This window comes from Streptosporangium sp. G12, from assembly GCF_052983175.1.
Map to the genome: position 1 here is coordinate 43,924 of NZ_JBRIQO010000020.1, position 25,145 is coordinate 69,068.

The 25,145-nt window shown below is 71.3% G+C and carries 18 protein-coding genes and 1 riboswitch; of the genes, 14 read left to right on the forward strand and 4 right to left on the reverse strand.

What is annotated here, in order from left to right; genetic code table 11:
- Positions 1–483: 483 nt before the first annotated feature.
- Positions 484–1,200, reverse strand: coding sequence for an MgtC/SapB family protein (locus tag ACVCAG_RS28415; protein ID WP_440086497.1), 717 nt, complete (start codon positions 1,198–1,200; stop codon positions 484–486).
- Between the two features lie 247 nt (positions 1,201–1,447).
- Positions 1,448–4,966 carry a S8 family serine peptidase gene (locus tag ACVCAG_RS28420; protein WP_447190586.1) on the reverse strand — a complete coding sequence of 1,173 codons (3,519 nt, stop codon included), beginning with the start codon at positions 4,964–4,966 and terminating at the stop codon, positions 1,448–1,450.
- A 301-nt stretch (positions 4,967–5,267) separates the two neighbouring features.
- Here ACVCAG_RS28420 and ACVCAG_RS28425 point away from each other — a divergent pair, with 301 nt between their 5' ends.
- The 7 genes from ACVCAG_RS28425 to ACVCAG_RS28455 all read left to right on the forward strand — a co-directional run bounded on the left by ACVCAG_RS28425 (position 5,268) and on the right by ACVCAG_RS28455 (position 14,402).
- Positions 5,268–6,230: an alpha/beta hydrolase-fold protein gene (locus ACVCAG_RS28425; protein ID WP_440086499.1), complete on the forward strand. Its 963-nt coding sequence runs from the start codon at positions 5,268–5,270 to the stop codon at positions 6,228–6,230.
- A 262-nt stretch (positions 6,231–6,492) separates the two neighbouring features.
- Entirely contained in the window at positions 6,493–8,550 is a 2,058-nt protein-coding gene (locus tag ACVCAG_RS28430) for an N-acetylneuraminate synthase family protein (RefSeq protein WP_447190587.1), read from the forward strand.
- A gap of 57 nt (positions 8,551–8,607) precedes the next feature.
- The gene (locus ACVCAG_RS28435) at positions 8,608–9,537 is read left to right on the forward strand and encodes a glycosyltransferase (RefSeq protein WP_440086501.1); all 930 of its coding nucleotides are present in this window, start codon (positions 8,608–8,610) and stop codon (positions 9,535–9,537) included.
- Positions 9,534–10,823, forward strand: a complete 1,290-nt coding sequence (locus tag ACVCAG_RS28440) for a polysialyltransferase family glycosyltransferase (protein WP_440086502.1) — start codon at positions 9,534–9,536, stop codon at positions 10,821–10,823. Before ACVCAG_RS28435 ends, ACVCAG_RS28440 begins: the two co-directional genes overlap by 4 nt.
- Before the next feature lie 130 nt (positions 10,824–10,953).
- Positions 10,954–12,666, forward strand: coding sequence for a serine hydrolase domain-containing protein (locus tag ACVCAG_RS28445; protein WP_447190588.1), 1,713 nt, complete (start codon positions 10,954–10,956; stop codon positions 12,664–12,666).
- A 6-nt stretch (positions 12,667–12,672) separates the two neighbouring features.
- The gene (locus tag ACVCAG_RS28450; RefSeq protein WP_447190589.1) at positions 12,673–13,347 is read left to right on the forward strand and encodes a response regulator transcription factor; all 675 of its coding nucleotides are present in this window, start codon (positions 12,673–12,675) and stop codon (positions 13,345–13,347) included.
- Entirely contained in the window at positions 13,344–14,402 is a 1,059-nt protein-coding gene (locus ACVCAG_RS28455; RefSeq protein ID WP_447190590.1) for a HAMP domain-containing sensor histidine kinase, read from the forward strand. The genes ACVCAG_RS28450 and ACVCAG_RS28455 overlap by 4 nt, the downstream gene beginning before the upstream one ends.
- Positions 14,403–14,431: 29 nt before the next feature.
- Here ACVCAG_RS28455 and ACVCAG_RS28460 read toward each other — a convergent pair whose 3' ends face one another.
- A complete protein-coding gene (locus ACVCAG_RS28460; protein ID WP_447190591.1) occupies positions 14,432–15,619 on the reverse strand; it encodes a DUF6716 putative glycosyltransferase in 1,188 nt (395 codons plus the stop codon).
- A 139-nt stretch (positions 15,620–15,758) separates the two neighbouring features.
- Positions 15,759–16,799 carry a hypothetical protein gene (locus ACVCAG_RS28465; protein WP_440086508.1) on the reverse strand — a complete coding sequence of 347 codons (1,041 nt, stop codon included), beginning with the start codon at positions 16,797–16,799 and terminating at the stop codon, positions 15,759–15,761.
- Between the two features lie 167 nt (positions 16,800–16,966).
- On the opposite strand from ACVCAG_RS28465, the gene ACVCAG_RS28470 reads away from it, so the two are divergent.
- The 7 genes from ACVCAG_RS28470 (at position 16,967) to ACVCAG_RS28500 (ending at position 25,140) form a co-directional block, all read left to right on the forward strand.
- On the forward strand, positions 16,967–17,848 hold the full coding sequence (locus tag ACVCAG_RS28470; protein WP_440086509.1) for an oxidoreductase: 882 nt from the start codon (positions 16,967–16,969) through the stop codon (positions 17,846–17,848).
- 15 nt (positions 17,849–17,863) lie between these two features.
- Positions 17,864–18,442 carry a TetR/AcrR family transcriptional regulator C-terminal ligand-binding domain-containing protein gene (locus tag ACVCAG_RS28475; RefSeq protein ID WP_440086511.1) on the forward strand — a complete coding sequence of 193 codons (579 nt, stop codon included), beginning with the start codon at positions 17,864–17,866 and terminating at the stop codon, positions 18,440–18,442.
- A gap of 709 nt (positions 18,443–19,151) precedes the next feature.
- Positions 19,152–19,290: riboswitch (cyclic di-AMP (ydaO/yuaA leader) on the forward strand.
- Between the two features lie 18 nt (positions 19,291–19,308).
- Positions 19,309–20,004: a CHAP domain-containing protein gene (locus ACVCAG_RS28480; protein WP_440086512.1), complete on the forward strand. Its 696-nt coding sequence runs from the start codon at positions 19,309–19,311 to the stop codon at positions 20,002–20,004.
- A 432-nt stretch (positions 20,005–20,436) separates the two neighbouring features.
- The gene (locus ACVCAG_RS28485; protein WP_440086513.1) at positions 20,437–21,789 is read left to right on the forward strand and encodes an extracellular solute-binding protein; all 1,353 of its coding nucleotides are present in this window, start codon (positions 20,437–20,439) and stop codon (positions 21,787–21,789) included.
- Between the two features lie 83 nt (positions 21,790–21,872).
- On the forward strand, positions 21,873–22,817 hold the full coding sequence (locus ACVCAG_RS28490) for an ABC transporter permease subunit (RefSeq protein WP_440086514.1): 945 nt from the start codon (positions 21,873–21,875) through the stop codon (positions 22,815–22,817).
- A 95-nt stretch (positions 22,818–22,912) separates the two neighbouring features.
- Positions 22,913–23,719 carry an ABC transporter permease subunit gene (locus ACVCAG_RS28495; protein ID WP_440086515.1) on the forward strand — a complete coding sequence of 269 codons (807 nt, stop codon included), beginning with the start codon at positions 22,913–22,915 and terminating at the stop codon, positions 23,717–23,719.
- On the forward strand, positions 23,716–25,140 hold the full coding sequence (locus ACVCAG_RS28500) for a GH1 family beta-glucosidase (protein WP_440086516.1): 1,425 nt from the start codon (positions 23,716–23,718) through the stop codon (positions 25,138–25,140). Before ACVCAG_RS28495 ends, ACVCAG_RS28500 begins: the two co-directional genes overlap by 4 nt.
- The last annotated feature ends 5 nt before the right edge of the window (positions 25,141–25,145 follow it).

The following is a 25,145-nucleotide window of genomic DNA, read 5'->3' on the forward strand; positions in this document are numbered from 1 at the left end:
CCGCGGTAGGCCGAGTCCCGGAAAAGAGCATGCCATCACCGATGAACCAGACCGAACGCCCATGGGTCTCCCCGGCCCCACCCGCGGTGGGGCGACCTCGGCGACCTCCCGCCGCTCCCACGACCGGCCCCGGGAACGGCTCGGACGGGATTACCCGGAGGGGACGGCCCGCGAGCCGGCCCCCGCCAGGCTCGCGGCCTTCCCGGCAGCCGGTGCGACACCCGCGAGGAGCGGCACCGGCGTCATCGACACGATGACGAGGACGGATCAAGCCCTTTTCCCACCCACCCCCCGTGGATCGGTCAGGACGGGTCTTTCCGAACGTTAGGCAGGGACGCGCCGGAAAGCATGAGTATCCCCTACTCATCCCACCGGATCCCCGCCCAGCAAAAACCCGCGAATCCCCACGTCATAGACATTCTCCCCTCCGTACCCGGCAACGACGACGCCGAGGAGTGATCACCGAGGACGCGCGGCCGCGGTTCAGGGCATCGCCGTGTTGGCGTCCCTGCTCACCACGGCGAGCACCCCGTCGATCTCGGAGAGCGCCGTGGTGAGCTCCGTTATCGAGCCGGGGCCGTGCACGGTGAGCCAGAGCGAGACGGTCTCCGGGCTCTGCCCCTCGGGGCGCTGGCCGACGGACAGCTCGTCCACGCCGAATCCCCGGCGCGTGCATTCGGCCAGTGCCCTCCGCAGCACGCCGTGCTCGCCGAGGTAGGTCAGGTGGAGCCGCGAGGGCGCGTATTTGGACCGGGGAAGCCGGTCGGCCAGCGGCGTGAGGACGAACACCGTCGCGAAGTACCCGGCGGTCACGATGATCGCCAGCAGCCACAGCCCGGCCCCCGCCGCCATGCCCACCCCGGCGGTGAGCCAGACGGCCGCGGCGGTGGTGAGACCGCGGACCGCGTCACCGCGGACGAATATCAGTCCCGCGCCCAGGAAGCCGATGCCGGACACGATCTGGGAGGCCACCCGGGACGGATCGAGATTGACGTTCTCCCCCAGAACATCGGCGAAGCCGTATTTCGACACCAGCATGATCAGGGCGGCGGCGAAGCCGACCAGGGTGTGGGTGCGCAGGCCCGCGCTCTTCTGGCGGACCTCCCGCTCAAGGCCGATCATGGCCGAGAGCGCGAAGGCCAGGAACAGTGCCCCCACCTGCGCCCAGCCCTGTCCGGCGAGTTCACCGAGAGGTGCCATCCCCATCACCCCCGGTCCCGGTCCCGCGTCCCGGTGAAGGCGACACACCCCGCCAATCCCCGGCCCCGCACGACCCGTAACGTCGTTTGACCAGGACTTTGCCCGTCCGGCCGGCTCTCGGACCACCGGCCCGCGCACCGTCACACCGCGGCTCCCGGGTCGCGCACCGTCGTACCGCGGACCGCCGGGGGACGAGCACGGCCCGCCCCGTGGGGAAGACGGGGCGGGCCGGTGGGGGGTCAGGCCACTACGGGGTGGCCTTGTCGGGGCGCTCGGAGACGCGGACGCTGTTGAGCACGGTGTCGCCGGTCCGCTTGGCGAACCGCACGTTGAGCTGGCCGTCGGTGACCTTCACCGTGTACTGCCGGGTGGTGGCGACGTACGCGCCGGTCTCCAGGGCGAGGTCCAGCGCGGGGATCGCCAGCCCGCCCTCGACGATGACGTCGAAGACGCGCTGGCCCTCACGCTTGCCCCGGGTCTCGGCGAAGCCCAGCTCGACGGTGTAGGTGCCGTTGGGCACCTGGTCGAACCGGTACTCCAGCATCCCCTCGCGGACGCTCCTGAACAGCGCCTGCTCGGTGGTGCCGGTGATCGTCCTGCTCGTCGTGTTCGTCTTGGTGCCGGTGCCGACGTAGCCGTGACCGCCGGCGCTGTGCTTGCGGTCCGCGGTCCAGCGGTCGCCCGCGGCGTCGACGACGTCCCTGGTGCCGCCCACCTCGACGGCGACCTGGTGCCTGGGCACCACGACCGTCACGACGATCTCGATCTGCGGGTCGCGGCCGCTCGCCGAACGCACCAGCAGTTTGCCGGTGCGTACGGTGCCCGGCGGGACGCCCGCGCTGGAGGCGGTCACCTTCAGCGTCACCGACGCGCCCTTGGCGAGCTCGCCGGTGGCGGGCGCCACGCTCAACCAGCCCTGGGCGGGGTCGGTCACCACGGTGTAGGCCGTGGTGACGCCCAGGTTGGACAGTTCGACCGTGCCCGTCCTGGTGGTCTCCGCCGGTTGCACCAGGGTCAGCTCGGCGACCGAGGCCGTCACCCGGCCGGTGGCCAGCGCGATGTCGGCCCGGGTCACCGCCCCGGCGGTGACGGTGACCTCCTGGGTGAAGGTCCCGTAGTTCTCCTTGGAGACCTCGACCTGGTAGTCGCCCAGCAGGATCTGCCCGAGGAACCTGCCGTCCGCCCCGGTGGTGAAGGTCGCCACGTCACCGACCTTCACCGTCGCGCCCGCCAGCGGCTCGCCGTCGTTGGCGTCGGTGACGACGCCGGTCAGCAGGCCGTGCCGGCTCGCGGTGAAGGTCAGGCTCTGGCCGTCGCCGATCGCGGCGCTGTTGAAGGAGTACTGCAGCGCGTCGGTGCCGTCGGCGTTCTCGATGCCCACCGTGGCGCCGATCCCGGCGTCGCGTTCGCCGTCGACGCCGTCGTAGCGGTATCCGACCGACCCGTTCTCGCCGAGCAGCGCCGAGAACGAGACGCGCTGGGTGGCGTCGGCGTAGAAGCGGGCGTTGCGCCACTCGACGACGAAGGTCCGGTTCGGCGCGGTCCCGACGGTGGCGGTGTAGACCCCGGACTGGTCGTCCAGCACGAGGTCGTCCCAGAAGGCGTAGAGCGCCGCGTTGGGCGCGCCGGGGGCGGGCAGGGCCACGTTGCCCGCCAGGGCGGTGCTGTCCTTGAAGGCCAGGAACCCGTTGCTGCTCACCCAGGCGCCGGTGTAGCCGGTGCCGTAGAACGGGAAGGTGAACGGCAGCGCGATCTGCTGGACCGCGTCGTCGCCGGTGAGCGTGCTCCTGGCGGTGCCCGCGACGTACGCCTCGGCGGCGCTGTCACAGGTGTAGCCGAAGGAGTCGGCGCGGCGCGGCAGGTCGACGTCCCTGGTCAGGTCGCCGGCCACCGTGATCGGCACGGTGAGCTCTCCCGCGCACCGGGAGCCGGGGGTGACCTTCAGCCGGTAGTCGCCGTCGGGCAGCGTGAGCCGGTACCGGCCCGCCGCGTCGGCGACCGCGCTGACCGGGGTGCCCACCGCGGTCAGCGTGGCACCCGGCTCGGCGGCGCCCGCGGCGGTGACCGTGCCGGAGACCGTGCCCGAGGACAGCTGCGCCGGCGACACGTCCTGGGTGACCTCCTGGCCGGACACGACGGTGACGGTCGCGGTGGCGTCGTCGTACCCGAACTTCCTCACGGTGAGCCGGTATTCGCCCGCGAGCAGGCGGGGCAGCGCGTACGTCCCGTCCTGGGCGGTGGTGGTCGTGCGGTTCAGCGGCCCGGTGACGGTGACGGCCGCCGCGGCGAGCGGTGTGCCGCCGGAGGTGACGGTGCCGCTCAGCCCGCCGAGCTCGCCGGCCGGGGTGGCCTGGACCGCCGCGAACGCGTCGAGCCTGCCCTCGCCCCAGATGTTGTTGTCCGCGGCGGTACCGCCGCAGCGCGTGTCGTCGACGTCGATCGCGGTCCGGTCGAGCAGCTCCCGGGTGGTGGCGATCTCGCCCAGCAGGGCGGGAGAGGCCGACCACATCAGTGCGACGGTGGCCGCCAGGTGCGGCGCGGCCATCGACGTGCCGGAGTTGGACCCGTAGCCGCCGTTGGTCACGGACGAGCGCACGTTCACGCCGGGTGCCGCGAGGTTGGGCTTGATCTCGCCGTTCTCGCCGGAACCGCGGGTGGAGAAGGTGGCGATCGCGTTGTTGACGTCGAACGCGCCGGCGCTGTATCCGGCGACGTACTGGCCGGGCGAGCCGCTGGAGTTGCAGCCCGCGTTCGTGACGTTGCCGTTGGCGAAGACGGGGAAGATGCCCGCCGCGACCCACGCGTCGACGGTCTCCTTGTACCAGGGGTCGAAGCCGTCGCCGCCCCAGGAGTTGTTGACGACGTGCGGCGCCAGGTCGGGACGCGGGTTGCCGCCGTCCAGGTCGGTGGGCGCGAGCACCCACTGCCCGGCGGCGAGCAGCGAGGCGTCGGAGCAGGTGCTGGACTCGCAGCCCTTGACGGCGATCCACTTCGCGGCGGGGGCGACGCCGATCGTGTTGGCGCCGCCGTCGTCGCCCACCATCGTGCCCATGGTGTGGGTGCCGTGGCCGTTGTTGTCGCACGGCGCGGTGCCCGGGCAGATGCCGGCCGGGTCGAACCAGTTGTAGGCGTGGTCGACGACGCCGTCGGCGCTCCTGCCGCGATACTTGGCGGCGAGCGCGGGGTGGTCGAACTGCACGCCGGTGTCGATGTTGGCCACGACGACGCCCTCGCCGCGGACGCCGAGCTCGCCCCAGACGCGGGGGGCGTTGACGCGGTCGATGTTCCACTCGATCGCGTTGATCCTCGCCACCTCCTTGCCGGGCAGCGGCTCGGGCACCTTGGTGACCCGGCCGGGCTCGATCCGGTCCACCTCGGGCCGCCCGGCGATCTCCTCGGCCAGCTTGGCGTTGCCGGTCACCTGGATGGCGTTGGCGATCCAGAAGGGGGTGAAGTCGGCGTTCTCGGCGGTCAGGAGCTTGCGCAGGCCCGCCTGCGACGAGGTGGCGAGCTCGGTCTTGGCCCGGAAGACCTGCGCGGCCTTCTCGGTCCTGGTCTTCGCCCTGCGAGCCGCGCCGAGGTCGGCGTCGCCGTTCAGGCGTACCCAGAAAGTGGCCTTGTCGTCGGTGGCCAGATCCGCCAGGACGGCCTTGTGGATCTTGTCTGGGGCGGGTGCGGCCTGGGCCACCCCCTGGGGGAGGACGAGCATCAGGGCGGTGGTGATCCCGGCCAGGACCGATCGCCGGTGTCGAGGGGGGTTTGACACACGATCTCCTTCACTCACTCCGGGCGGGAGTCTCCCGCCCGGCAGAGCGACGCGGGATGCGCACGATCTTTACAACCCACGTGGAGAATCCTGAATAGATCTTGTGTACTTTTCAAGCTTTCGGGTTACTAAAGCGCCATATGTCACCAGAATTAACATGAATGGACGGGCCCAAACAGCGGGTCGTACCGGCCGCGAACTCCCGCGCCTCCGCCGGACACACCGCCTCACCACCTCCCCCGCGGGCCCGGTACGGCATGTGGGCTTCACGCGATCAGCGGGACGCGGGAGGATTGGCGGCGTGAACCGCACCGCTGTACGCCTGGGAGTGTTCCTGCTGGCCGCCGTCGCGGTCGTGGCGGTGCTCCTCGCCCTGCTGCCCCCGTCCTCCACCGGCACGTACGGCAAGGAGGACGCCCGAGCCGCCGCCGTCGCGGTGAAGAAACTGGGCGAGCGCGACCACGAACTCACCGTCACCTCCGCCGCGCTCGGCCGCGAGGGCAAGGTCAGGGTCCTGCTGCCCGAGGGGTGGGAGCCGGGCTCGGGTCCGTGGCCGGTGCTGTATCTGCTGAACGGCTGCTGCCAGTCCCATTACGACACCTGGGTGACCAAGGGAGGCGCCGCGGAGCTCACCTCGGGCTACCCCGCGCTCGTGGTCATCCCCGAGAGCGGCCCCGTCGGTTTCTACTCGGACTGGCGTGAGGGGCCCGGCTGGGAGACCTTCCACCTCACCGAGGTGCGGACCGTCCTGGAGCGCGACTACGGCGCCGGGGACCGGCGGGCGGTGGCGGGGCTGTCCATGGGCGGGTTCGGGGCGATGTCGTACGCGGCCCGCCACCCCGGCATGTTCCAGGCGGCGGCCTCCTACTCCGGGGTGCTGCACACCCGCGACGGCAACGGCGGCGTCGACTGGCTGCTCGAGCAGTACGACGAGGAGTCCGTGAGGCTCTGGGGCTCCCCCCGGGACCCGGAGTGGGCCGCCCACAATCCAGCCGACCTCACCGGCGCGCTGCGCGGGGTGCGGCTCTTCGTCTCCAGCGGCGACGGCGCCCCCGGCCCGCTGGACGACGCCTCCGAGGCACGGGACGAGGGCGAGGCCTCCCTGCTCCTCCAGGCCGTGACCTTCGTCGAGCGGGCCAAGGCGAACGGCGCCGACGTGGCGGTCGACTTCTACGGCCCCGGCACCCACTCCTGGCCCTACTGGCGCCGCGGCCTCGAACGCTCGCTCCCCATGCTCATGGGCTCCATCGGCGCGTCCGTCTGAGGATCCGCGGGTCATCGGCGGGCCGGCGACCGGGAGGCCACGGGTCATCGGCGGGCGGGCGCTCGGAGGGCCGCGAGCGACCGGCGGGCCGGTGAGCAAGAGGCCGCGGGGCACCGGCGAGCCGGCGCTCCCGGTCGCGCGGAAAGTTAAGACGGGCGACTCTGGGCGTTCAGCTCAGACACCCCTTTCCGGTCACCCCCGTGGCTAGGTTCCTATGACACCCCAGCTCAGGGGCGTTCGCCGTATGTCATGAGGAGCCACCTTGCGAGTCCTGGCCGTTGTCCCCGCCCGTGGAGGTTCGGTGGGGGTCCCCCTGAAGAACCTGGCCGCGGTGGGCGGCAGTCCCCTGGTCGCCCGTGCGGTACGGGCCTGCGTGCGCGCCGAGCTGGTCGACGAGGTCGTGGTCAGCACCGACCACGAGGGGATCGCCGAGGCCGCCCGCGCCGCGGGCGCCACCGTGATCCACCGGCCGGAGGAGCTCAGCGGCGCGACCGCCTCCAGCGAGTCCGCCGTGCTGCACGCGCTGGACCACCTGTCCGAGGTCCCCGACGTGGTCGTCCTGGTGCAGTGCACCAGCGCGTTCATCGACCCCGCCGACCTGGACAGCGCGATCGCCAAGGTCCTGGACGGCAGCGCCGACGTGGTGTTCTCCGGGCTGGAGACGCACGAGTTCCTGTGGAGCGCCGCCGGCGCGGGCGTCAACCACGACCCGTCCCACCGCCCCCGCCGCCAGGACCGCGAGCCGAACTTCCGCGAGACCGGCGCGTTCTACGTGATGCGCGCCGAGGGCCTGCGCGAGCACGGCCACCGCTTCTTCGGCGCCGTCGCCGTGCAGCAGGTGCCCTCGCGCCACGCCATCGAGATCGACACCCCCGAGGACCTGGAGATCGTACGGGCGCTCGCGCCCTTCGTCGACGAGCCCGAGCCGATCGACGTGGACGCGGTGATCACCGACTTCGACGGCGTGCACACCGACGACCGCGCCTACGTCGACCAGGACGGCCGCGAGATGGTCGCGGTCAGCCGCTCCGACGGCATGGGCATCTCGCTGCTGCGCCGCTCCGGCGTCAAACTGATGATCATGTCCACCGAGCACAACCCGGTGGTCGCGGCCCGCGCCCGCAAGCTCGGCGTGCCCGTCCTGCAGGGCCTGACCGACAAGCGGACCGTGCTGCGCGACTGGCTCGCCATCGAGGGGATCGACCCGGCCCGCGTCGCGTACGTCGGCAACGACGTCAACGACCTGGGCCCGATGAGCGACGTCGGCTGGCCCATCACGGTTCCCGACGCCCACCCCAAGGTCCGCGCCGCCGCCAGGACCGTGCTGACCCGGGCCGGAGGGGCCGGGGCCGTACGGGAGCTGTGCGACCGGGTCCTCGCGGCCCGCCCGCTGGAGGAGGTCGTCACCGCTCCCGCGCCCCGCGCCGAGCTGCGGCTCACCCCGGTCGCCAAGCCGGTCCAGATCGGCGACTCGCTGGTCGGCGCCGGCCAGCCGGTCTACATGATCGCCGAGATCGGCATCAACCACAACGGCGACCTGGACATCGCGCGCAGGCTGATCGACGTGGCGGCCGAGGCGGGCTGCCAGGCGGTCAAGTTCCAGAAGCGCACCCCGGAGATCTGCGTGCCGCTGGAGCAGCGCGACCAGATCCGGCAGACGCCCTGGGGCGAGATGACCTACATGGAGTACAAGATCAGGACCGAGTTCGGCCTGAAGGAGTACACCGAGATCGCCAAGCACTGCCAGGAGCGCGGCCTGGACTGGTTCGCCTCCCCGTGGGACGTGCCGTCGGTGGAGTTCCTCGAGTCGATGGACGTGGCCACCCACAAGATCGCCTCGGCGAGCGTGACCGACCTGGAGCTGCTGCGCGCGCTCGCCTCCACCGGCAAGCCGCTCATCCTGTCCACCGGCATGTCCACGCTGGAGGAGATCGACCAGGCGGTGGAGATCCTCGGCACCTCCAAGCTGGTGATGATGCACGCCACCTCCACCTACCCGCTTCCCCCCGAGGAGGCCAACCTCCGCGCGATCGTCACCCTCCAGGAGCGGTACGGCGTGCCGGTCGGCTACTCCGGCCACGAGCGCGGCCTGCAGATCTCGCTCGCGGCGGTGACCCTGGGCGCGGTGACCGTGGAGCGGCACATCACGCTCGACCGCACCATGTGGGGCTCCGACCACGCCGCCTCGCTGGAGCCGGCCGGGCTGGAGCACCTGGTCCGCGACATCCGGATCATCGAGACCGCCCTGGGCGACGGCGTCAAGCGGGTCTTCCCCGGCGAGGAGGCGCCCAAGTCGCGCCTGCGCCGCGTCACCGTGTGACCCTCCGACCGGGAAGCCGCCTCGTACGAACCTCCGACCGGGAACGGGAAGAACAACTTGATCAAGCTGTCCGTCGTCGTCCCGGTGCGGGACGCGGAGGCATACATCGGTGACGCGCTGACCTCGCTGGTCAGGAACGCGCGCCGGGACTTCGAGTTCATCGTGGTGGACGACGGATCCGCGGACGCGACCGGGCAGATCGTCGAGGACTTCCGCGACGACCTGCCCGGTCTGGTCGTGCTGCACAACGACGCGCCGGTCGGGCTGGCCGACGCGCGCAACCTCGGGGTCGCCCTGGCCTCCGGCCGCTACCTGACGTTCATGGACGGCGACGACTGGCTCGCGCCCGGCTACCTGGAGGACCTGGTCGGGGCGATCGAGCGGCTCGGCTGCGACTTCGTCCGGGTCGACCACGTCCAGGTGGAGGGCAGGAAGCGGGTGATCCACCGGGCGCCGCTCGCCACCCGGGAGGTGGTGCTGAAGCCGCGCGACCACATCCTGCCCGCCCGGTCGAAGACCATGGTCGACTACCCGTACGCGTGGGCGGGGATCTACCGCCGCGACCTCGGCGAGCTGCTGACCTTTCCCGGGCACCTGCACACCGCCGAGGACAGGCCGTGGATCTGGCGGCTGCACCGCGCCGCGAGCTCGTTCGCGGTGGTGTCGCTGGCCGGGCTGTTCTACCGGCGGATGGTGGCGGGCTCGCTGACGCAGATCGGCGACGCCAGGCAGCTGCACTTCTTCGACGCCTTCGACATGGTCTTCGACGGCCTGGAGGAGGAGTTCGCGCCCAAGGCGGTGCGCATGTTCCGCGCGCTCCTGGCCCACCACCTGGAGATGGGCGAGCGGTTCTCCCCCGAGCTGCGCGCCCGCTTCGAGGAGCGCGGCGCCGCCACCCTGAGACGGTTCCCCGCGGACCTGCTCGCCGAGACCCGCCTGGACCCGGAACGTGACCAGATCCTGCAGAGACTCCTGGAGGGCTGTTGACGCAGCTGTTCTACGCCTCGACCCTGTTCGGCGCGATGACGCTGGCGGCGGCGATCGACGACGGCCGCTTCGGTCCCCGCGAGGGGCGCCGGATCCTGCTGGTGTCCAACAACGCGGCCATCCCGGAGATCACCCCGTCCCTGGACGAGACCCCCGGTTTCGCCGCGCTGCGCCCGCGCTTCGACGAGGTCCACTCGTGGAACGAGATCGTGGCCCCGCTGCACCCCTCGGACTGGAAGGCCCGCGTCATCGAGGTGCCGATGCTGAGCCGCCTGGTCGGCTCGCACCTGTCCCTGGGCGACGGGCCCGCCGAGCTGGTCCTGGAGTCCATCGCGGTCCCCCCGGCCAGGACCCTGGGAGGGCTGGTCAAGGACTGCCCGATCTCGGTCTACTCCGACGGCCTGATGAGCTACGGCCCGACCCGCGACCCGCTGCCGCTGGAGATCTCCGGCCGGATCACCCGCCTGCTCCACCTCGACCTGGTCCCCGGCCTGACGCCGCTGCTGCTGTCGGAGTACGGGGTCCCCGCCGAGATCATCCCCGGCCGGGCCTTCCTCGACGTGATCGGGAAGGTCGGCGGAGAGGCCGGCGACGCGCCCTCGGGCCGGGCGATGATCCTCGGGCAGTACCTGTCCGCCCTCGACCTCGTCACCCCCGAGGAGGAGGCGCGGCTGCACGCCGACATGCTGCGCGGCCTCGCCGCCCGGGGATTTCGCGGCGTGCTGTTCAAGCCCCACCCGGCCGCCGGGCGCGAGCACGCCAGGCGGCTGCGCGAGACGGCCGCCGAGCTGGGCGTCGAGCTCGACGTGGTGGCGGAGACCGTACCCGCCGAATCGTGCTTCGCCGCGCTGAGGCCCGAGCTCGTGGTCGGCTGCTTCTCCACCGCCCTGATCACCGCGAGCCGGTACTTCGGGCTCCCGGTGGCGACGGTGGGCGGTGAGCTGGTCCTGGAGCGGCTCACCCCGTACGAGAACAGCAACCGGATCCCGGCCACCGTCACCGACGCCCTGCTGCCGCGGCTGTCGGCGGACGGCTCGCTGGAGGAACCGCCGCCGGTGGATCTTCCCGCCCTGGTGGGCGCGGTCGGCTACTGCATGCAGGCCGAGGTGTATCCGGGGCTGCGCGAGAACGCCGCCGCCTACCTGGAGGCGCACGGCCCCGCCCGCTACTTCAAGCGCCAGCGCCTCGGCGCCCTGGACCTGATCGCCCCGCGGGCCACCGCCGCCTCCCGGGAGCGGAGTCCCCTGGGCAGGCTCCGCGACCGCCTGTCGAAGGCGTTCCCCTAGACCCGCGGACCCGGCCCCGCCACGGCCCTGCCACGGCGGCGGCCGGTGAACGGCTCCGGGCCGGGCGGGACCCCGGCCCGGCGCGGAGCCGTTCACATCAGGTTTGCGGGCGGGGTCCTAGCTTCGCCTCATGCGAAAATCTCTTCCAGCCATCGCGGCCCTCGCGCTGACGGCGGCCCTGGCGGCGTGCAGCGCCGATCCGGCCGGCCCTGCCGGGTCGGCGGGCCCGCAGCCGCGACGGGCCGCGGACACCGGCGCGCCGCGGTGCGACCAGCGGCTGGACACGGCCTTCGGCGCGTGGGCGAGGGCCGGGTTCAGCGGATCGATCGCGATCATGAAGGGCGGCGAGGTCGAGTGTCTCGCCGCCTACGGCACGGCCGACGCCGCCACCGGAAGGCCGAACACGCCGGAGACGGTGTTCAGCATCGGATCGGTCACCAAGGCCTTCACCGCGGCGGCCGTGTTCGCCCTGGTGGAGGAGGGGAAGCTGTCGCTCGACGACCGGGCGGGACGGATCCTGCCCGAGCTGGGCGGCGCCGCGGCCAAGGCGACGGTCAGGCAGCTGCTGCTGCACACCGGCGGGCTCAACGGCTCGCACGCCGACGACGACTACGAGCCGCTCGACCGGGACGCCGCGGTGGCGGCGATCGGCGCGCTGGAGCCGGCCTTCAAGCCCGGCCGCGGCTACCTGTACTCCAACGCCGGCTACACGTTGCTGGCGCTCGTCGTCGAGAAGGCGTCCGGCCGGAGTTTCCGCTCCTACCTGGCATCGAGGATCCTGCGGCTGCCCGGCGGACGGGTCGCGGGGGGATTCTGGGACGGTGAGCCGGCCGTGACCGGCCCCCGGGCCGTCGGCCGCCTCGACAACGACACGACCGGCCACCCGGGTGGTTTCGGCGGGCCGTACTGGGCCGTGGAGGGCAACGGGGGCCTCGCCATGACCATGCGGGATCTGGCGGCCTGGACGCACGCGCTGTTCACCGGGCGGCTGCTCTCCCGCGAGTCGGCCGAGGCCGTCGGCAGGCCCGGACACGACCTGGGCGGCGGCAGGGCCGAGACCCCGGGATGGGTGGCGTTCGAGAAGTCGGTGTTCGGCGAACCGTTCCTGACCGCGGCGGGGGGCGGCGGCGAGGTCGGCCACAACACCACCGTCGCGTGGATCCCCGGGCAGGATCGGGTGGTCGCGATATCGGCCAACAGGCCGGAGGTGAGCGCCGAGGACCTGCTGCGGGCGGTGGGCCCGGCGCTGCTCACCGGCGGCCCGCTGCCCACCCCCACCACCGCGCCCCGCGACGGCGCCGACCTCGCCGCTATCGTCGGATCGTACGAGCTGGAGACGGGAGGTTCCCTCGACGTGAGCGCCGCCGCGGGCAAGGTGACGGTCTCCGCCACCGGTCCCGACGCCGTCACGGCGCTGTTCCCGCCGCGCGGGCCCGGCGCCGGCGACACGCGCGGGCACGACGAGCGCGTCCTGGCGCTGCTGGCCGGTCGGACACAGGAGGGCCGCAAGGAGCGGGCGTCCCTGACCGCCGCCTTCGGGCCCGTGAACGGCGTCACCCTGGCCGGCACCGTGACCGGCGGCGGCGAGGTGCGCACCTACGTCACCATCACCGCGGGAGCCAGGCCGGTCCTCGGCTGGTACGCCGTGAACGAGCAGGGGGGCGTCCAGGCGGCGGAGGTTCCCACCAAACCCCCGAGGCTGACCTTCGTCGCCTCCGGGGACGGCCGCTATGTCCCCGACGACCCGACCGGCACCGGGCCGCAGGTGAGCCTCTCCCTCCGGGACCGGGACCTGGTCGTCTCCGGAGCGGACGGGACCTCGACCGCCCGGCGAACCGGCTGACCCGCCGTGCGCATCCTGATCGTCGAGGACGACCCCGATCTGGCCGAGCTGGTCGCCCTCGGCCTGCGCAACGAGTCGTACGCGGTCGACCTGGCGGCGACCTACCGCGAGGCGGAGGAGGCGCTGCGGACCACGGCCTACGACGTGGCCTGCTTCGACCTGTCCCTGCCCGACGGTGACGGGCTCGACCTCGTGCACCGGCTCGCCCGTGATCCCGACCTGCACCGGCCCCGGCGCACGCTCGTGCTGACCGCCCGCGACGCCGTCGCCGACCGGGTGGCCGGGCTGGACGCCGGTGCCGACGACTACCTCGTCAAGCCGTTCCACTTCGCCGAGCTCGTCGCCCGGCTGCGGGCGCTGGGCCGTCGCGGCGACGACCACGGATCGGTCCTGCGGGTGGGCGAGCTGACGCTCGACCTGGCCGCCCACCGGGTGTGGCGATCCGGCGTCGAGCTCGCTCTCACCTCGCGCGAGTACGCGCTGCTGCGCTACTTCATGCACCACCCCGGTGCGACACTCTCGGCCGAGGACCTGCTGGAGCACGTGTGGGACGCGCACGCCAACCCCTTCACCGCCTCGGTACGGGTCATCCTCAGCCGGTTGCGCAGGAAGCTCGGCGATCCTCCCCTGATCCTCACGATCACCAATGTCGGCTACCGGCTGAAGGGGCCTTCGTCATGACCCGTCCCTGGCGGTCGCTGCGCGCGCGCCTGGCCGTGCTCGGATTCCTCGCGAGCTACCTCCCTGCGCTCCTGCTGTTCGGCGTGATCCTGGTGACCGACACCGAGACGACCCTGCAGACGCTCGACGGCACGCAGAGCGTCCGGAGCACCTCCACGCACAGGTCGGCGTGGGTCAGCTGGACCGTCCTCGCGCTCGCTCCGGCCGCCGCCGCGCTCGCCTGGTGGTGGGCGGGCCGGGCGACGGCCCCGATCGAGCGGGTCCGCGCGGCGGCCGACGACATCGGCGGAACGGACCTGAGCCGGCGCATCGCCCTGGACCGCGGGCCGGCCGAGATAGTGGCACTGGCCGCCGCCTTCGACGCCATGCTCGACCGGCTGGAACAGGCCGCCGCGACGCAGTGGCGGCTGATCGACGAGACCAGCCACGAGCTGCGCGTGCCGCTGTCGGTCCTGATGACCAACGCCGAGGTGCTCCTCGACCACCCCGCGCCCACCGTCGAGATCTACCGGCGAGGGCTGCAACGCTCGCGGGAGGCGTCGGAACGGCTCCAGACGACGATCGACCACCTGCTGGTCGACGCCCGCGCGCGGGCCCGCGCCGTCGACCGGCGGCCGGCCGACCTGATGGCCCTGGTACGCGGCGTCGTCGAGCACGCCGGAGTGCTGGCGGCCGGGAAGGAGATCGCCCTGTCGGTCACCGGCCCGCCCACCGCCGTATGCTCCGTCGACGAGCCCACCATGAGCCGCGCGATCTCCAACCTCGTCGACAACGCGATCAGGTACGCCCCGGCCGGATCGGGGGTGGAGATCGACGTCGAGGTCACCGGCGCCGAGGCCGCGGTGACCGTGACCGACCACGGCCCCGGCATCCCCGCCGGCGAAAGCGAGCACGTCTTCCAGCGCTTCTGGCGCGGCCGGCGTGACGTCCCCGGCACCGGGCTCGGCCTGCCGATCGCCAGGCAGATCGCGCTGGCCCACGGCGGCGACCTCACGCTGGACCCTTCCCTGCCCGACGGTGACGGCTGCGCCTTCCGGCTCACCCTGCACCGCTGACCGGTTTCGAGGACGATCCCGGTCCGTGGCTAGCCGAGCGCCTTGAGGTAGCGGCGCATCCGGCGCTTGGCGCGGTAACCGACGCGCAGCACGTTCGGCGGGACCTCCACGCGCATGCGGGCGCGGCGGCGGGCCGCGGCGAACTCGGGGCCTTCGAGCAGGGAGCTCGCCGGGACCAGGCGCCCTGAGCGGGCCTGCCCGACCAGGGAGACCATCCGCGACACCCAGTCGCTCTCACCACCGGGGTGGAAGTAGTTGACCTTGCACCAGGCGTCGTCCGGGTCCAGGAAGCGCCCGGCGGAGAGGTCGTCGAGGGTGCCGAGCAGGCCGCTGTCCTCGAAGACCAGGTTGATCATCTCGGCGCTCACCCCGAAGTCCGACAGCACCAGGAGCGGCACCTTCTGGGCGATCGCCTCCAGCGCGGCGGTGGAGCTGACGGTGACGAACCCCGCCGCGTGGGTCAGGTGCTCGTGCATGGGCCCCACCGCGAAGCGCACGGCCTCGGCGCGCACCCGGCCCTCCGCGGCGAGCGACTGCCACAGGCGCTGGTAGTGGTGGCGCTCGTTGTGGGTCTGGCGCTCGGTGTCCAGGGCGCGGAGCTTGACGACGACGTCAAGGTCCGGCCGCCTCCCGGCCAGCTCGGCCAGGGCGAGCAGGATGCGCTCCCGCTCCTCCCTGCGCCTGGGCACCTTGGCCTGGGTGGCGAACACCACCCGGTCGCGCGGCCCGGTGACGGGGGTCTCCACGCCGTCGCGCAGGAACGGCAGCCGGGCCAGCCCGACCTGGCCGCCTCCGCCCAGCCTGCGGCCGATCTCGGAGAACTCCTCGACCTCCCGGCCGCTGTGCAGCACGAACAGGTCGCACCCGCTGCGGAACAGCCACGCCTTCTCGGTGGCCGGGACGGAGATGCCCGGCAGCCCCGAGACGAACACCGGCCGGGGCCGCAGCCCGGCCAGCACCTCGCCGACCAGCACGTCCACCACGGGTCCCGTACAGGCGACGAGCACCACGTCGGGCCTGAAACGCTCCGCGGTCCGGCGCAGCGCGCGGGCCGACAGCACGGGCGGGTCGGCCGCCGAGCCGGTGACGGCGGCGTGGATCTGCGCCGGCGACGGGGTGATGGGGGTGCGGATGACCGCAAGCTCCGTCTCGCAGCCCGAGGGCAGGTCCCTCAGCAGGCAGGCCGCCCACTTCAGGTAGGAGTCAGAGTCGGCCACGGCCAGGACCTTCAAAGAGAACCTCCGACGGGGAATCCCCGGTTTCGCGCGATTTCGTGGGTGAAGAGGATTCGTTCGTGGAGAGGCGGCACGGCGCGCGTCCCGCGAGCGGCGGGCCCGCCGTGCGCCGGCCGCGGGGTCATGGCCCGGTGACTCCCGAGTCGTGATGGGCGAACCTCGACAGGTGGGAGCGGAGCGAGGGAACCGCCTCGGCCGTCCACCACTCGTCGGGGACGTCCACCGTCTCCACGGCGACGCCCCGGGCCGAGAGCAGCACCCGCAGGGAGGTGACCGCGGTGGACGGCAGGCTCAGCACCCGCTGCTCGGCGGCGAGCCCGCGCAGGGTCATCTCGGCGGGGGTCCCGCCGTCGTAGACGGTGATCCCCGGCTGTTCCCCGACCCGGGCGAGGTCGTCGGGATCCTCGCGGCGGTGCGGGAAGTAGGCGACCGGACCGGCCGAGCCGAGCCCGGCCAGCCAGCTGAAGTAGCGGTCGCGGTGGATCAGGCCGTTGCGGACCAGGGAGGTACCGAGGACGACGGTGCGCTCCTCGGGACGGGGCCCGCGCAGCGGCTGGGAGCGCAGCCAGGCGAAGTCGTGGGTGACCAGCTCGGCTCCCCCCGCGCGTACGGCCTTCGCCAGGTCGGGGGGCACGGGCAGCGCGGTGAAGATCGACAGCCGCCCCGAGCGGGCGGCGGCGCGCAGCCTGAGCCCGGCCGCCGCGCCGAGGACGGTCCTGAGCCTTCCGGCCTTCCCCCTGGCCCTCAGCAGGGGCGTTCCCATCCTGCCGGTGAGCAGTTCCAGGAGCCGGATGGTGGCGAGCCCGTCGTCGACGATCACGATCCGGCCCGGGAGGGCGGTGAGCCAGCGGAACTGGACCTTGCCGGAGAAGGCGTCGCCCACCACCCAGGTCTCGCCCCGGCGCGGCCGGGGCATGTCCGGCCTGGCCGCGGTGAGCTCCAGCCCTCTGGGCAGGGCGAGACGGCCCAGCTCGCGACCCGTCACGGCCAGCGGGCGGAGTTTCGCCCTGGGCACGAGATGGCTGCGGGCACCGAGCAGCCCGGCATGGTGGGCCTCCACCGCGCAGAGCATCTGCAGCGGGGACTCCACCCAGGCAACGGCCGAACCCTGTTCCCGCGCGTGGTCTCGGCCGTCCTCCACGCCGGGCGATGACCCGTTCACGACTGCCACAACCTAACCCGGCGGCCTTAAGCGCCCGGGAACTGCGGGTGAACAGCCGACCACGCGCGCTTGTGTGTGATCTTTCCGGCCTTTACCGTGGTGTACGGAACGGTTTCGTACACTTCGTGATCCAGCACAGATCCGTCGATCCGTAAGAGGAGCGAGCGATGTGGACAGCTGACGAGATCCCCGACCTGACCGGCTCCGTCGCGGTGGTCACCGGTGCGAGCGGCGGCATCGGCGTGCCGACGGCGCTCGAACTGGCCAGGCACGGCGCCCGGGTCGTCCTGACCGCGCGCGACGCGGACAGGGGCCGGGCCGCGCTCGACGCGGTCAGGGCGGCGGTGCCGGGGGCGGCGGCCGAGGTGAGGACACTCGACCTGGCCGACCTCGGCTCGGTGCGCGCGTTCGCCGAGACGGTCGACGGGCCGCTCGACCTGCTGGTCAACAACGCCGGGGTGGGTCCGATGCCCCGGCGGACCACCGCCGACGGTTTCGAGACCCAGTTCGGCGTCAACCACCTGGGGCACTTCGCGCTGACCGGGCTGCTCATGCCACGCCTGCTGGCCGCCCCCGCCGCCCGGGTGGTCACGGTCTCCAGCGACGCCCACTCCGTCGGCGCGATCGACTTCGACGACCTGGCTCTCGAGCGCCGGTACGGCAGGTTCTCCGCCTACGGCCGTTCCAAGCTGGCCAACCTGCTGTTCGCCCTGGAGCTGCAGCGCCGCGCCGACGCCTCGGGGGCCGCCCTGCTGAGCCTGGCGACCCACCCGGGCATGACGGCCACCGGCATCATGAAGCTGGGTGCCCTCACCCGCCCCCTCAGCGCCCTGATGCGCCTGGCGCTGCAGCCGCCCGCCAGGGGCGCCCTGCCGTCCCTGTACGCGGCGACCTCTCCCGAGGCGAGGGGCGGGCAGTACGTCGGGCCGGGGCCGAAGGTGCTGCGCCCCTCGCCGAAGGCGCTGGACGCGGTGGTGGCGGCCAGGCTCTGGGAGAGGTCGGAGGAGCTGACCGGCGTACGCTTCTGGGAGATCAGGCAGCACTCGTGAACCATCGGAGGCACCTTGCGTCTCGATCCCGCGCGGGAACGGGCGATCCTCGACGCGACTCTGGACCTGCTGTCCGAGGTCGGATACGACCGGATGTCCGTCGACCAGATCGCCAGGCGGGCCAGCGCCAGCAAGGCCACGATCTACCGTCGCTGGCAGGACAAGGAGGCGCTGGTCGTGGACCTGATCTGCAACCACCTTGAGATCGAGGTCGCGCCGCCGCCCGACACCGGGACGATGCGCGGGGATCTGATCGAGGTCGTGGACGGGTTCTGCCGGATCCTGGAGCGGAAGCACGCGATGATCTTCGGCTTGTTCCCCGCGCTCCTCACCTCCCCCGACCTGGCCGCCGCCCTGCGCGACAACGTGCCCCGTGCCGACATCACGGGCACCACCCCGCTGCTCGACCGCGCCAGGGAGCGCGGCGAGCTCCCGGGGCCGGTGGACGCGGTCGAGCTCAGGAAGGTCACCGAGGCGCTGGTGTGGTACCGGCTGTTCTTCACCGGAAAGCCGCTGGACCGGGAGTTCGTCGAGGAGACGGTCGACCGCTTCCTGCTTCCGCTGTTTCGCGCGTGGTCCGGCTCGGCGACCTGACCCCGGCGGGCGGCCCGCACCTCCCGGGAACGCGCTCCCCCGTCCCGCACGCCTTTACCTCCGCGGACGGCGAGGCCTCCTGGAAAGCGTGTTCCTTTACCTCTTATCTTTACCTTCGCGGGCGTCGGGCCCCTCCGAGCGCACGTTTCTTTACCCTTCGGGCGGCCAGGCCCGCCGACGGCCGGATCGCACCCATGCCCCATCGCTCTGAGCTGCGGAAACCTCGTCAGGCGCGGGTCGCGGACCTCCGGCTCCCGCGCGCCCTCTCCTGACCTTCCATGGGAGAACCCCTACCATCCGAATACTTTTTACTATCGAATGCCTGTTCGGAAACATAAGGACACGCCACCTTGGACCAGGGGGTTCGCCCGCACGTCATAGCACCCCCCGGCCGACGGCTCGCAGGCGGGTCCGGAAAACCGGGATCGCCGTGGGGGCAGGGGATCCCGGCCTCGGCGGGGCGTTCCCCCGGCCGCCGGAAGGAGACGCGGCCGGCGCGGCCTCACCCCGCTCCCGGGCCGGGCGGCACCCCGCAACACCGATCCGATTCGGACGTATTCCCAAGTCAGGGCAATATGTCCTACTTGTAATCGTCTGTCCGTCTGGCGTACCTTCGTCCTATTCATGGCGATTGCCTAGATCTATCCAGGTCTATGCATTGCCGTCACATTGCCCGACCGTGTCCCACCTGACGGAGACCTTCCGCCGGTGAGCACGGCCGCCGAATCCGCGAGGTCTGCGGAACCGGGGAACCACGTTCCTGGGGTGAATCAGCGCACCTGTGCGCCGTAGGGCACTTCCCAGCCCGAACCCGTCAGCTAACCCGGTAGGCGGAATGGAAGCGAAGCAAGGAGTCGAACCCCCGTATGGCTAAGCATCGCCTCATCTCCACCCCCCGCGCGGCATGCGCCGTCCTGGGCGCCTGTATCGCCCTGACGACCGGCACCACCGGCGTCGCCCTGGCCGACGGCCACGGCGTCGTGAACGCTCCGCCCGTCGACACCAAGGCGCAGACGTCCAAGGCCGCCAAAACCCCGCTCCAGACCGTGGCCGAGAGGCTTCCCAAGGTCTCCGCGGCGAAGGTCCTGGACATCGCCTCCAAGCAGATCGGCATCCGCGAGAACGCCGAGGGCGGCGGGACCAAGTTCCACTCCTGGTACATGTCGAGCCCTCGCGCCAAGGAGACCCTCGCCCGCGACGGCGGCAACACCGTGTACGACTACGCCAACGCCCCCTGGTGCGCGATGTTCGTCTCCTGGGTCGGCGAGATGGCCGGCATCCGCCCCACGATGGGCTGGGACGCCTACACCGTAGCCCACGCCAAGTGGTTCAAGGACAACGGGCACTGGGGCACCATCCCCACCCCCGGCGCCGTCGTCTACTTCGACTGGGCCGGCGGCAAGAGCATCGACGGCATCGACCACGTCGGCTTCGTGAAGAAGGACAACGGGGACGGCACGATCACCACGATCGAGGGCAACACCGGCAACGGCGACGTCGAACAGCGCGTCCGGCCCGTCTCCCAGATCGTCGGCTACGGATACCCCGTCTACTCCGACTGACCCCGCGCCCGCCGCCCGCGCCCGCCTCCCCCGGCGGCGCGGGCGTCCCGGCCCCCCGCCGGTGAACGGCCGCCCGGTCCACCCGCTCCCGGGGGCGGCGCTCGTTCGAGCGCCGCCCCCGGGAGCGTTACGCGTCCCCCACCCCGCACGGACACGAAATGCCCCGACTGTATGCCCGTGAGATGGGAGCGCTCCCAATCACCCTGATGAGGTGTTTGTGCATATTCGATGCCGATAGTCCTGCCTAAAACGACCGGATGTAACGGTTGAGTTTCGGCATATTGACGTCTCGGTTGCCTATCGTCCACTCTTCGTGGGAGCGCTCCCAAAGCACATTGAGGAACGACCTCGTCGCGAGGACCGCGTTTGTCGGGGACCGGCCCGCGATGTCGCCTCCCAATGATTCGGGCGACCACCTGAGAGGGGTCCGTAATGTTGAACAACAAGCGGCACGGCAAGCTGGCCGCCGTCGCGGTCATGGCGGCCACCGCCCTGGCCATCACTTCGTGCAGTTCCAGCGAGCCGTCCGCGCCCGCCGCGGGCACCGGTTCCGCCGCCGCTCCGGCCGAGCCGGTGACCATCACCGTGCACACCTTCGGCGGCGGCGAGAACTTCGGCTACGACAAGGCCGTGGAGACGTGGAACGCGGCGCACCCGAACATCCAGGTCAAGTACCAGAACCTGACCGACCGGTTCGAGGACGTCTACCTCCCGCAGCTGCTCCAGCGCCTGCAGGCGGGCAGCGGCGCCGCCGACATCATCGCCCTGGACGAGGGCGCGATGGGTCTCATGAAGGCCCGCCCGCAGTTCTTCACCGACCTGGCCGAGTACGGGCTGGACAGCCGCAAGGCCGACTTCCCCGCAGCGAAGTGGGACAACGGCATCAACGCCGACAACAAGCTCTTCGCCCTGGGCACGGACATCGGCGGCATGACCATGTGCTACCGCAAGGACCTGTTCGAGAAGGCGGGCCTGCCCACCGACCGCGAGGAGGTCGGCAAGCTCTGGCCGGACTGGAACGCCTTCAAGGCGATCGGCGAGAAGTTCAAGGCCGCCAACCCCGGCAAGACCGACCCCAAGTTCCTCGACGGCCCCAACACGCTCTACAACGTGATCCTGTCGCAGGAGGCGCCGAAGAACGGCAACGTCGCCTACTTCGACAAGAACAACCAGCTCATCATCGAGACCAACCCGGCCATCAAGACCTCCTTCGACACGGTGAAGAGCTTCAGCGAGGCGGGCCTGACCGCCAAGCTCGCCTCGTTCACCCCGCCGTGGAACGCCGCGATCAAGAAGGGCGCCTTCGCGACCATGGGCTGCCCGGCCTGGATGCTCGGCGTGGTCTCCGGCGCGGCCGGTGACAGCAACAAGGGCAAGTGGGACGTCGCGGCCGTGCCCGGCGGCGCGGGCAACTGGGGCGGCTCCTACCTGGCGATCCCCAAGCAGAGCAAGCACCCCAAGGAGGCCGCCGAGGTCCTGAACTACCTCACCGGCAAGGAGGGCCACGTCATGGCCTTCCAGGAGGCCGCGGCCTTCCCGAGCTCCCTCCCCGCGCAGCAGGACCCGGCGGTCGCCGACCTGAAGAACCCGTTCTTCAACGACGCGCCGACCGGCAAGATCTTCGGCGACTCGGTCAAGGACCTCCTGCCCGTCTTCCTCGGTGAGAAGCACGCCCAGGTCAAGACCTCGGTGGAGAAGGTGCTCGAGGGCATGGACCAGGGCTCGGTCAAGTACGACCAGGCCTGGACCAAGTTCCTCGAGGCCGGCGTCAAGGCAGCGGGCTGATCCCCGTACCGACCCGCATCGGCCCGGCTGCGGCGATCCCGCAGCCGGGCCGGTCGCCTGCCCCCGCTGAAAGGCTCTGATCGATGACACTGCACGTCGGCTCCCCGGCCGGGCCCCGCGGACCGAGTCGGGGCAATGGGTGGGCCCGGTTCGACCTCCGGGCGACCCCCTACTTCCTCGTATCCCCTTATTTTCTGCTTTTCGCCATCTTCGGCATCTTCCCGCTCGGCTACACCCTCTGGGTCTCCCTGCACGAGTGGGAGCTCGCCGGGGACAAGACCCTCGTCGGCCTCGAGAACTACATCGAGCTGATCACTGACGAGGCCTTCTGGAACGCGGTCTTCAACACCCTCGGCATGTTCGTCATGTCGACGATCCCGCAGCTCGTGCTGGCCCTCCTGCTGGCCAACGCGCTCAACAAGCGCATCCGGGGACGGCTCTTCTTCCGCCTCGGCGTGCTCCTGCCGCTGATCACCTCCGTCGTCGCCGTCGCGGTGGTCTTCACCCAGCTGTACGGGCGCGACTACGGCATGATCAACTGGTTCCTGAGCTTCTTCGGGGTCGACGCGATCAACTGGCAGAACGAGAAGTGGTCCTCCTGGATCGCGATCTCAACCATGATCGACTGGCGCTGGACCGGCTACAACGCGATCATCCTGCTGGCCGCCATGCAGACCATCCCCAAGGACCTCTACGAGGCCGCCGCCATCGACGGCGCCACGCCCAGGCGGCAGTTCTGGCAGATCACCATCCCGATGCTGCGCCCGACGATCGTCTTCGTCGTGTTCATCTCCACCATCGGCGGCCTGACGCTGTTCACCGAGCCGGTCATGTTCGACGGCAACCCGACGATGAGCGGCGGCGCCACCGGCCAGTACCAGACCGTGGCGATGTTCATCGTCAAGGAGGCGTTCCGCGACTTCGACTTCGGCTACGCCGCGGCCGCCTCATGGCTGCTGTTCGCGTTGATCCTGATCGGGACACTCATCAACTACTCCTTCACCCGCCGTATCGGGGGTTCCAAGTGACGGTCACCCAGATCCGGCGACCGCCGGCGCAGCACGCCCGGCGGCGGCCTTCCGGCCCGTCGGCCGCACGGAACCGCATCTGGGACGCCGGCCCCATGACGAAGGTCGTGCTGGCCTTCGCCCTCGTGCTGTCGGCGTTCCCCATCTACTACATGTTCATCATGGCCACCCGGACCAACGAGGAGGCCATCGACGTACCGCCGCCGCTGCTCCCCGGCGGCCACCTCGGTGAGAACATCGCGCGGCTGCTGTCCACCGAGGACGCCTACTTCATGACCGGTCTGATCAACTCGGCCATCGTCTCGGTCACCGTGACGGTCTCGGTCGTGCTGATCTCCACCCTGGCCGGCTTCGCCTTCGCGAAGCTGCGCTTCCGGGGCAGCAAGATCCTGCTGGGCCTGATCCTGGTGACGATGATGGTCCCGCTCCAGCAGATGGGCGTCGTGCCGCTGTACGAGCTCATGGTCACGCTCGGCTGGACCGGCCAGCTGAAGGCGGTGATCCTTCCCTTCCTGGTCAACGGCTTCGGGGTCTTCATGATGACCCAGTACGCCACCCAGGCGGTGCCGGACGAGCTGGTCGAGGCGGCCCGCGTCGACGGCGCCTCCACCATGCGCATCTACGTGAACGTCATCCTCCCCGCGCTCCGGCCGGGCATGGCGGTCCTCACGCTCCTGGTCTTCATGCAGACCTGGAACGAGTTCATGTGGCCGCTGATCGTGCTGAACCCGGACAACCCAGTGGTTCAGACGTCGATCGCGGCACTCAACCAGGCCCACGGAACCGACTACGTGATGCTGTTCACCGGCACCGCGGCGTCGGTCCTGCCGCTGTTCATCGTTTTCATCGCGTTCGGCCGCCAGATCGTCGGCGGACTCATGGAAGGTGCGGTCAAGGCGTGACGACGCAAGAGACGCGAATTCAGACCCCGGAACTGATCTTCCCGACGAACTTCGTCTGGGGCGCGGCCACCTCCGCCTACCAGATCGAGGGCGCGGTCTCGGAGGGTGGCCGAGGCCGCTCCATCTGGGACACCTTCGTCAAGCAGCCGGGACGGGTGGTGAACGGCGAGCACGCCGACATCGCCATCGACCACTACAACCGGTACCGGGACGACGTGCGGATGATGGCCGAACTCGGCCTCGGCGCGTACCGGTTCTCCATCTCCTGGCCCCGGATCCAGCCCGACGGGCGTGGCACCGTCAACCAGGGGGGCATCGACTTCTACAGCCGCCTGGTCGACGAGCTCCTCTCCCGGGGCGTCGACCCGTGGGTGACGCTCTACCACTGGGACCTGCCCCAGCCCCTGGAAGACGCGGGCGGCTGGCCGGCACGGGACACGTCGAAGCGCTTCGCCGAGTACGCGGCGGCCGTGCACGACGCGCTGGGCGACCGGGTCCGCAACTGGAGCACGGTCAACGAGCCCTGGTGCTCGGCGTTCCTCGGGTACGCCTCGGGCGAGCACGCCCCCGGGCGGCGCGAGCCGGAAAAGGCCGTGCACGCCGCCCACCACCTCCTGCTCGCGCACGGCCTGGCCGCCCAGGCGATCCGGGCCCAGCGGCCGGAGACCGTCATCGGCGGCTGCGTCAACCTGTACGCGATCTCGCCCCAGACCTCCTCGGAGGCCGACCAGGACGCCGCCCGCCGCATCGACGGGCTGCAGAACCGCTTCTTCCTGGACGCCCTGCTCAAGGGCGAGTACCCGGCCGACGTCCTGGAGGACCTCGGCCGGCCGGAGGGGCTCGTCCACGACGGGGACATGGAGATCATCTCCACGCCGCTGGACAAGCTGCTGATCAACTACTACAGCCGCTTCACCGTCTCGGGCACCCCCGGCGGCGCCGCGTCGGCCGCGGCGGCGCCCACCGACACCGGGTCGCCCTGGGTCGGCAGCGAGCACGTGTCGTTCGTCGAGGGCGGGCGGCCCGTGACGGCGATGGGCTGGGAGATCGACCACTCGGGGCTGCTGGAGATCCTGCACCGGCTCGCCGCCGAGTACCCGCGCGTCCCGCTGGTCATCTCCGAGAACGGGGCGGCCTTCGACGACGTCGTGGGCCCCGACGGCGTCGTCCACGACCGCGAGCGGGTGGACTACCTCGACGCCCACCTGCGCACCTGCCACGCCGCGATCGAGGCGGGGATCCCGCTGGAGGGCTATTTCGCCTGGTCGCTGATGGACAACTTCGAGTGGGCGTGGGGGTACGGCAAGCGGTTCGGGCTGGTCCACGTCGACTACGAGACCCAGGTCAGAGTTCCCAAAGAGAGCGCTCTCTGGTATGCCGGGACCATCAGGCGTGGAGGCCTGAGCGGTCCGACAGAATAGGGGCC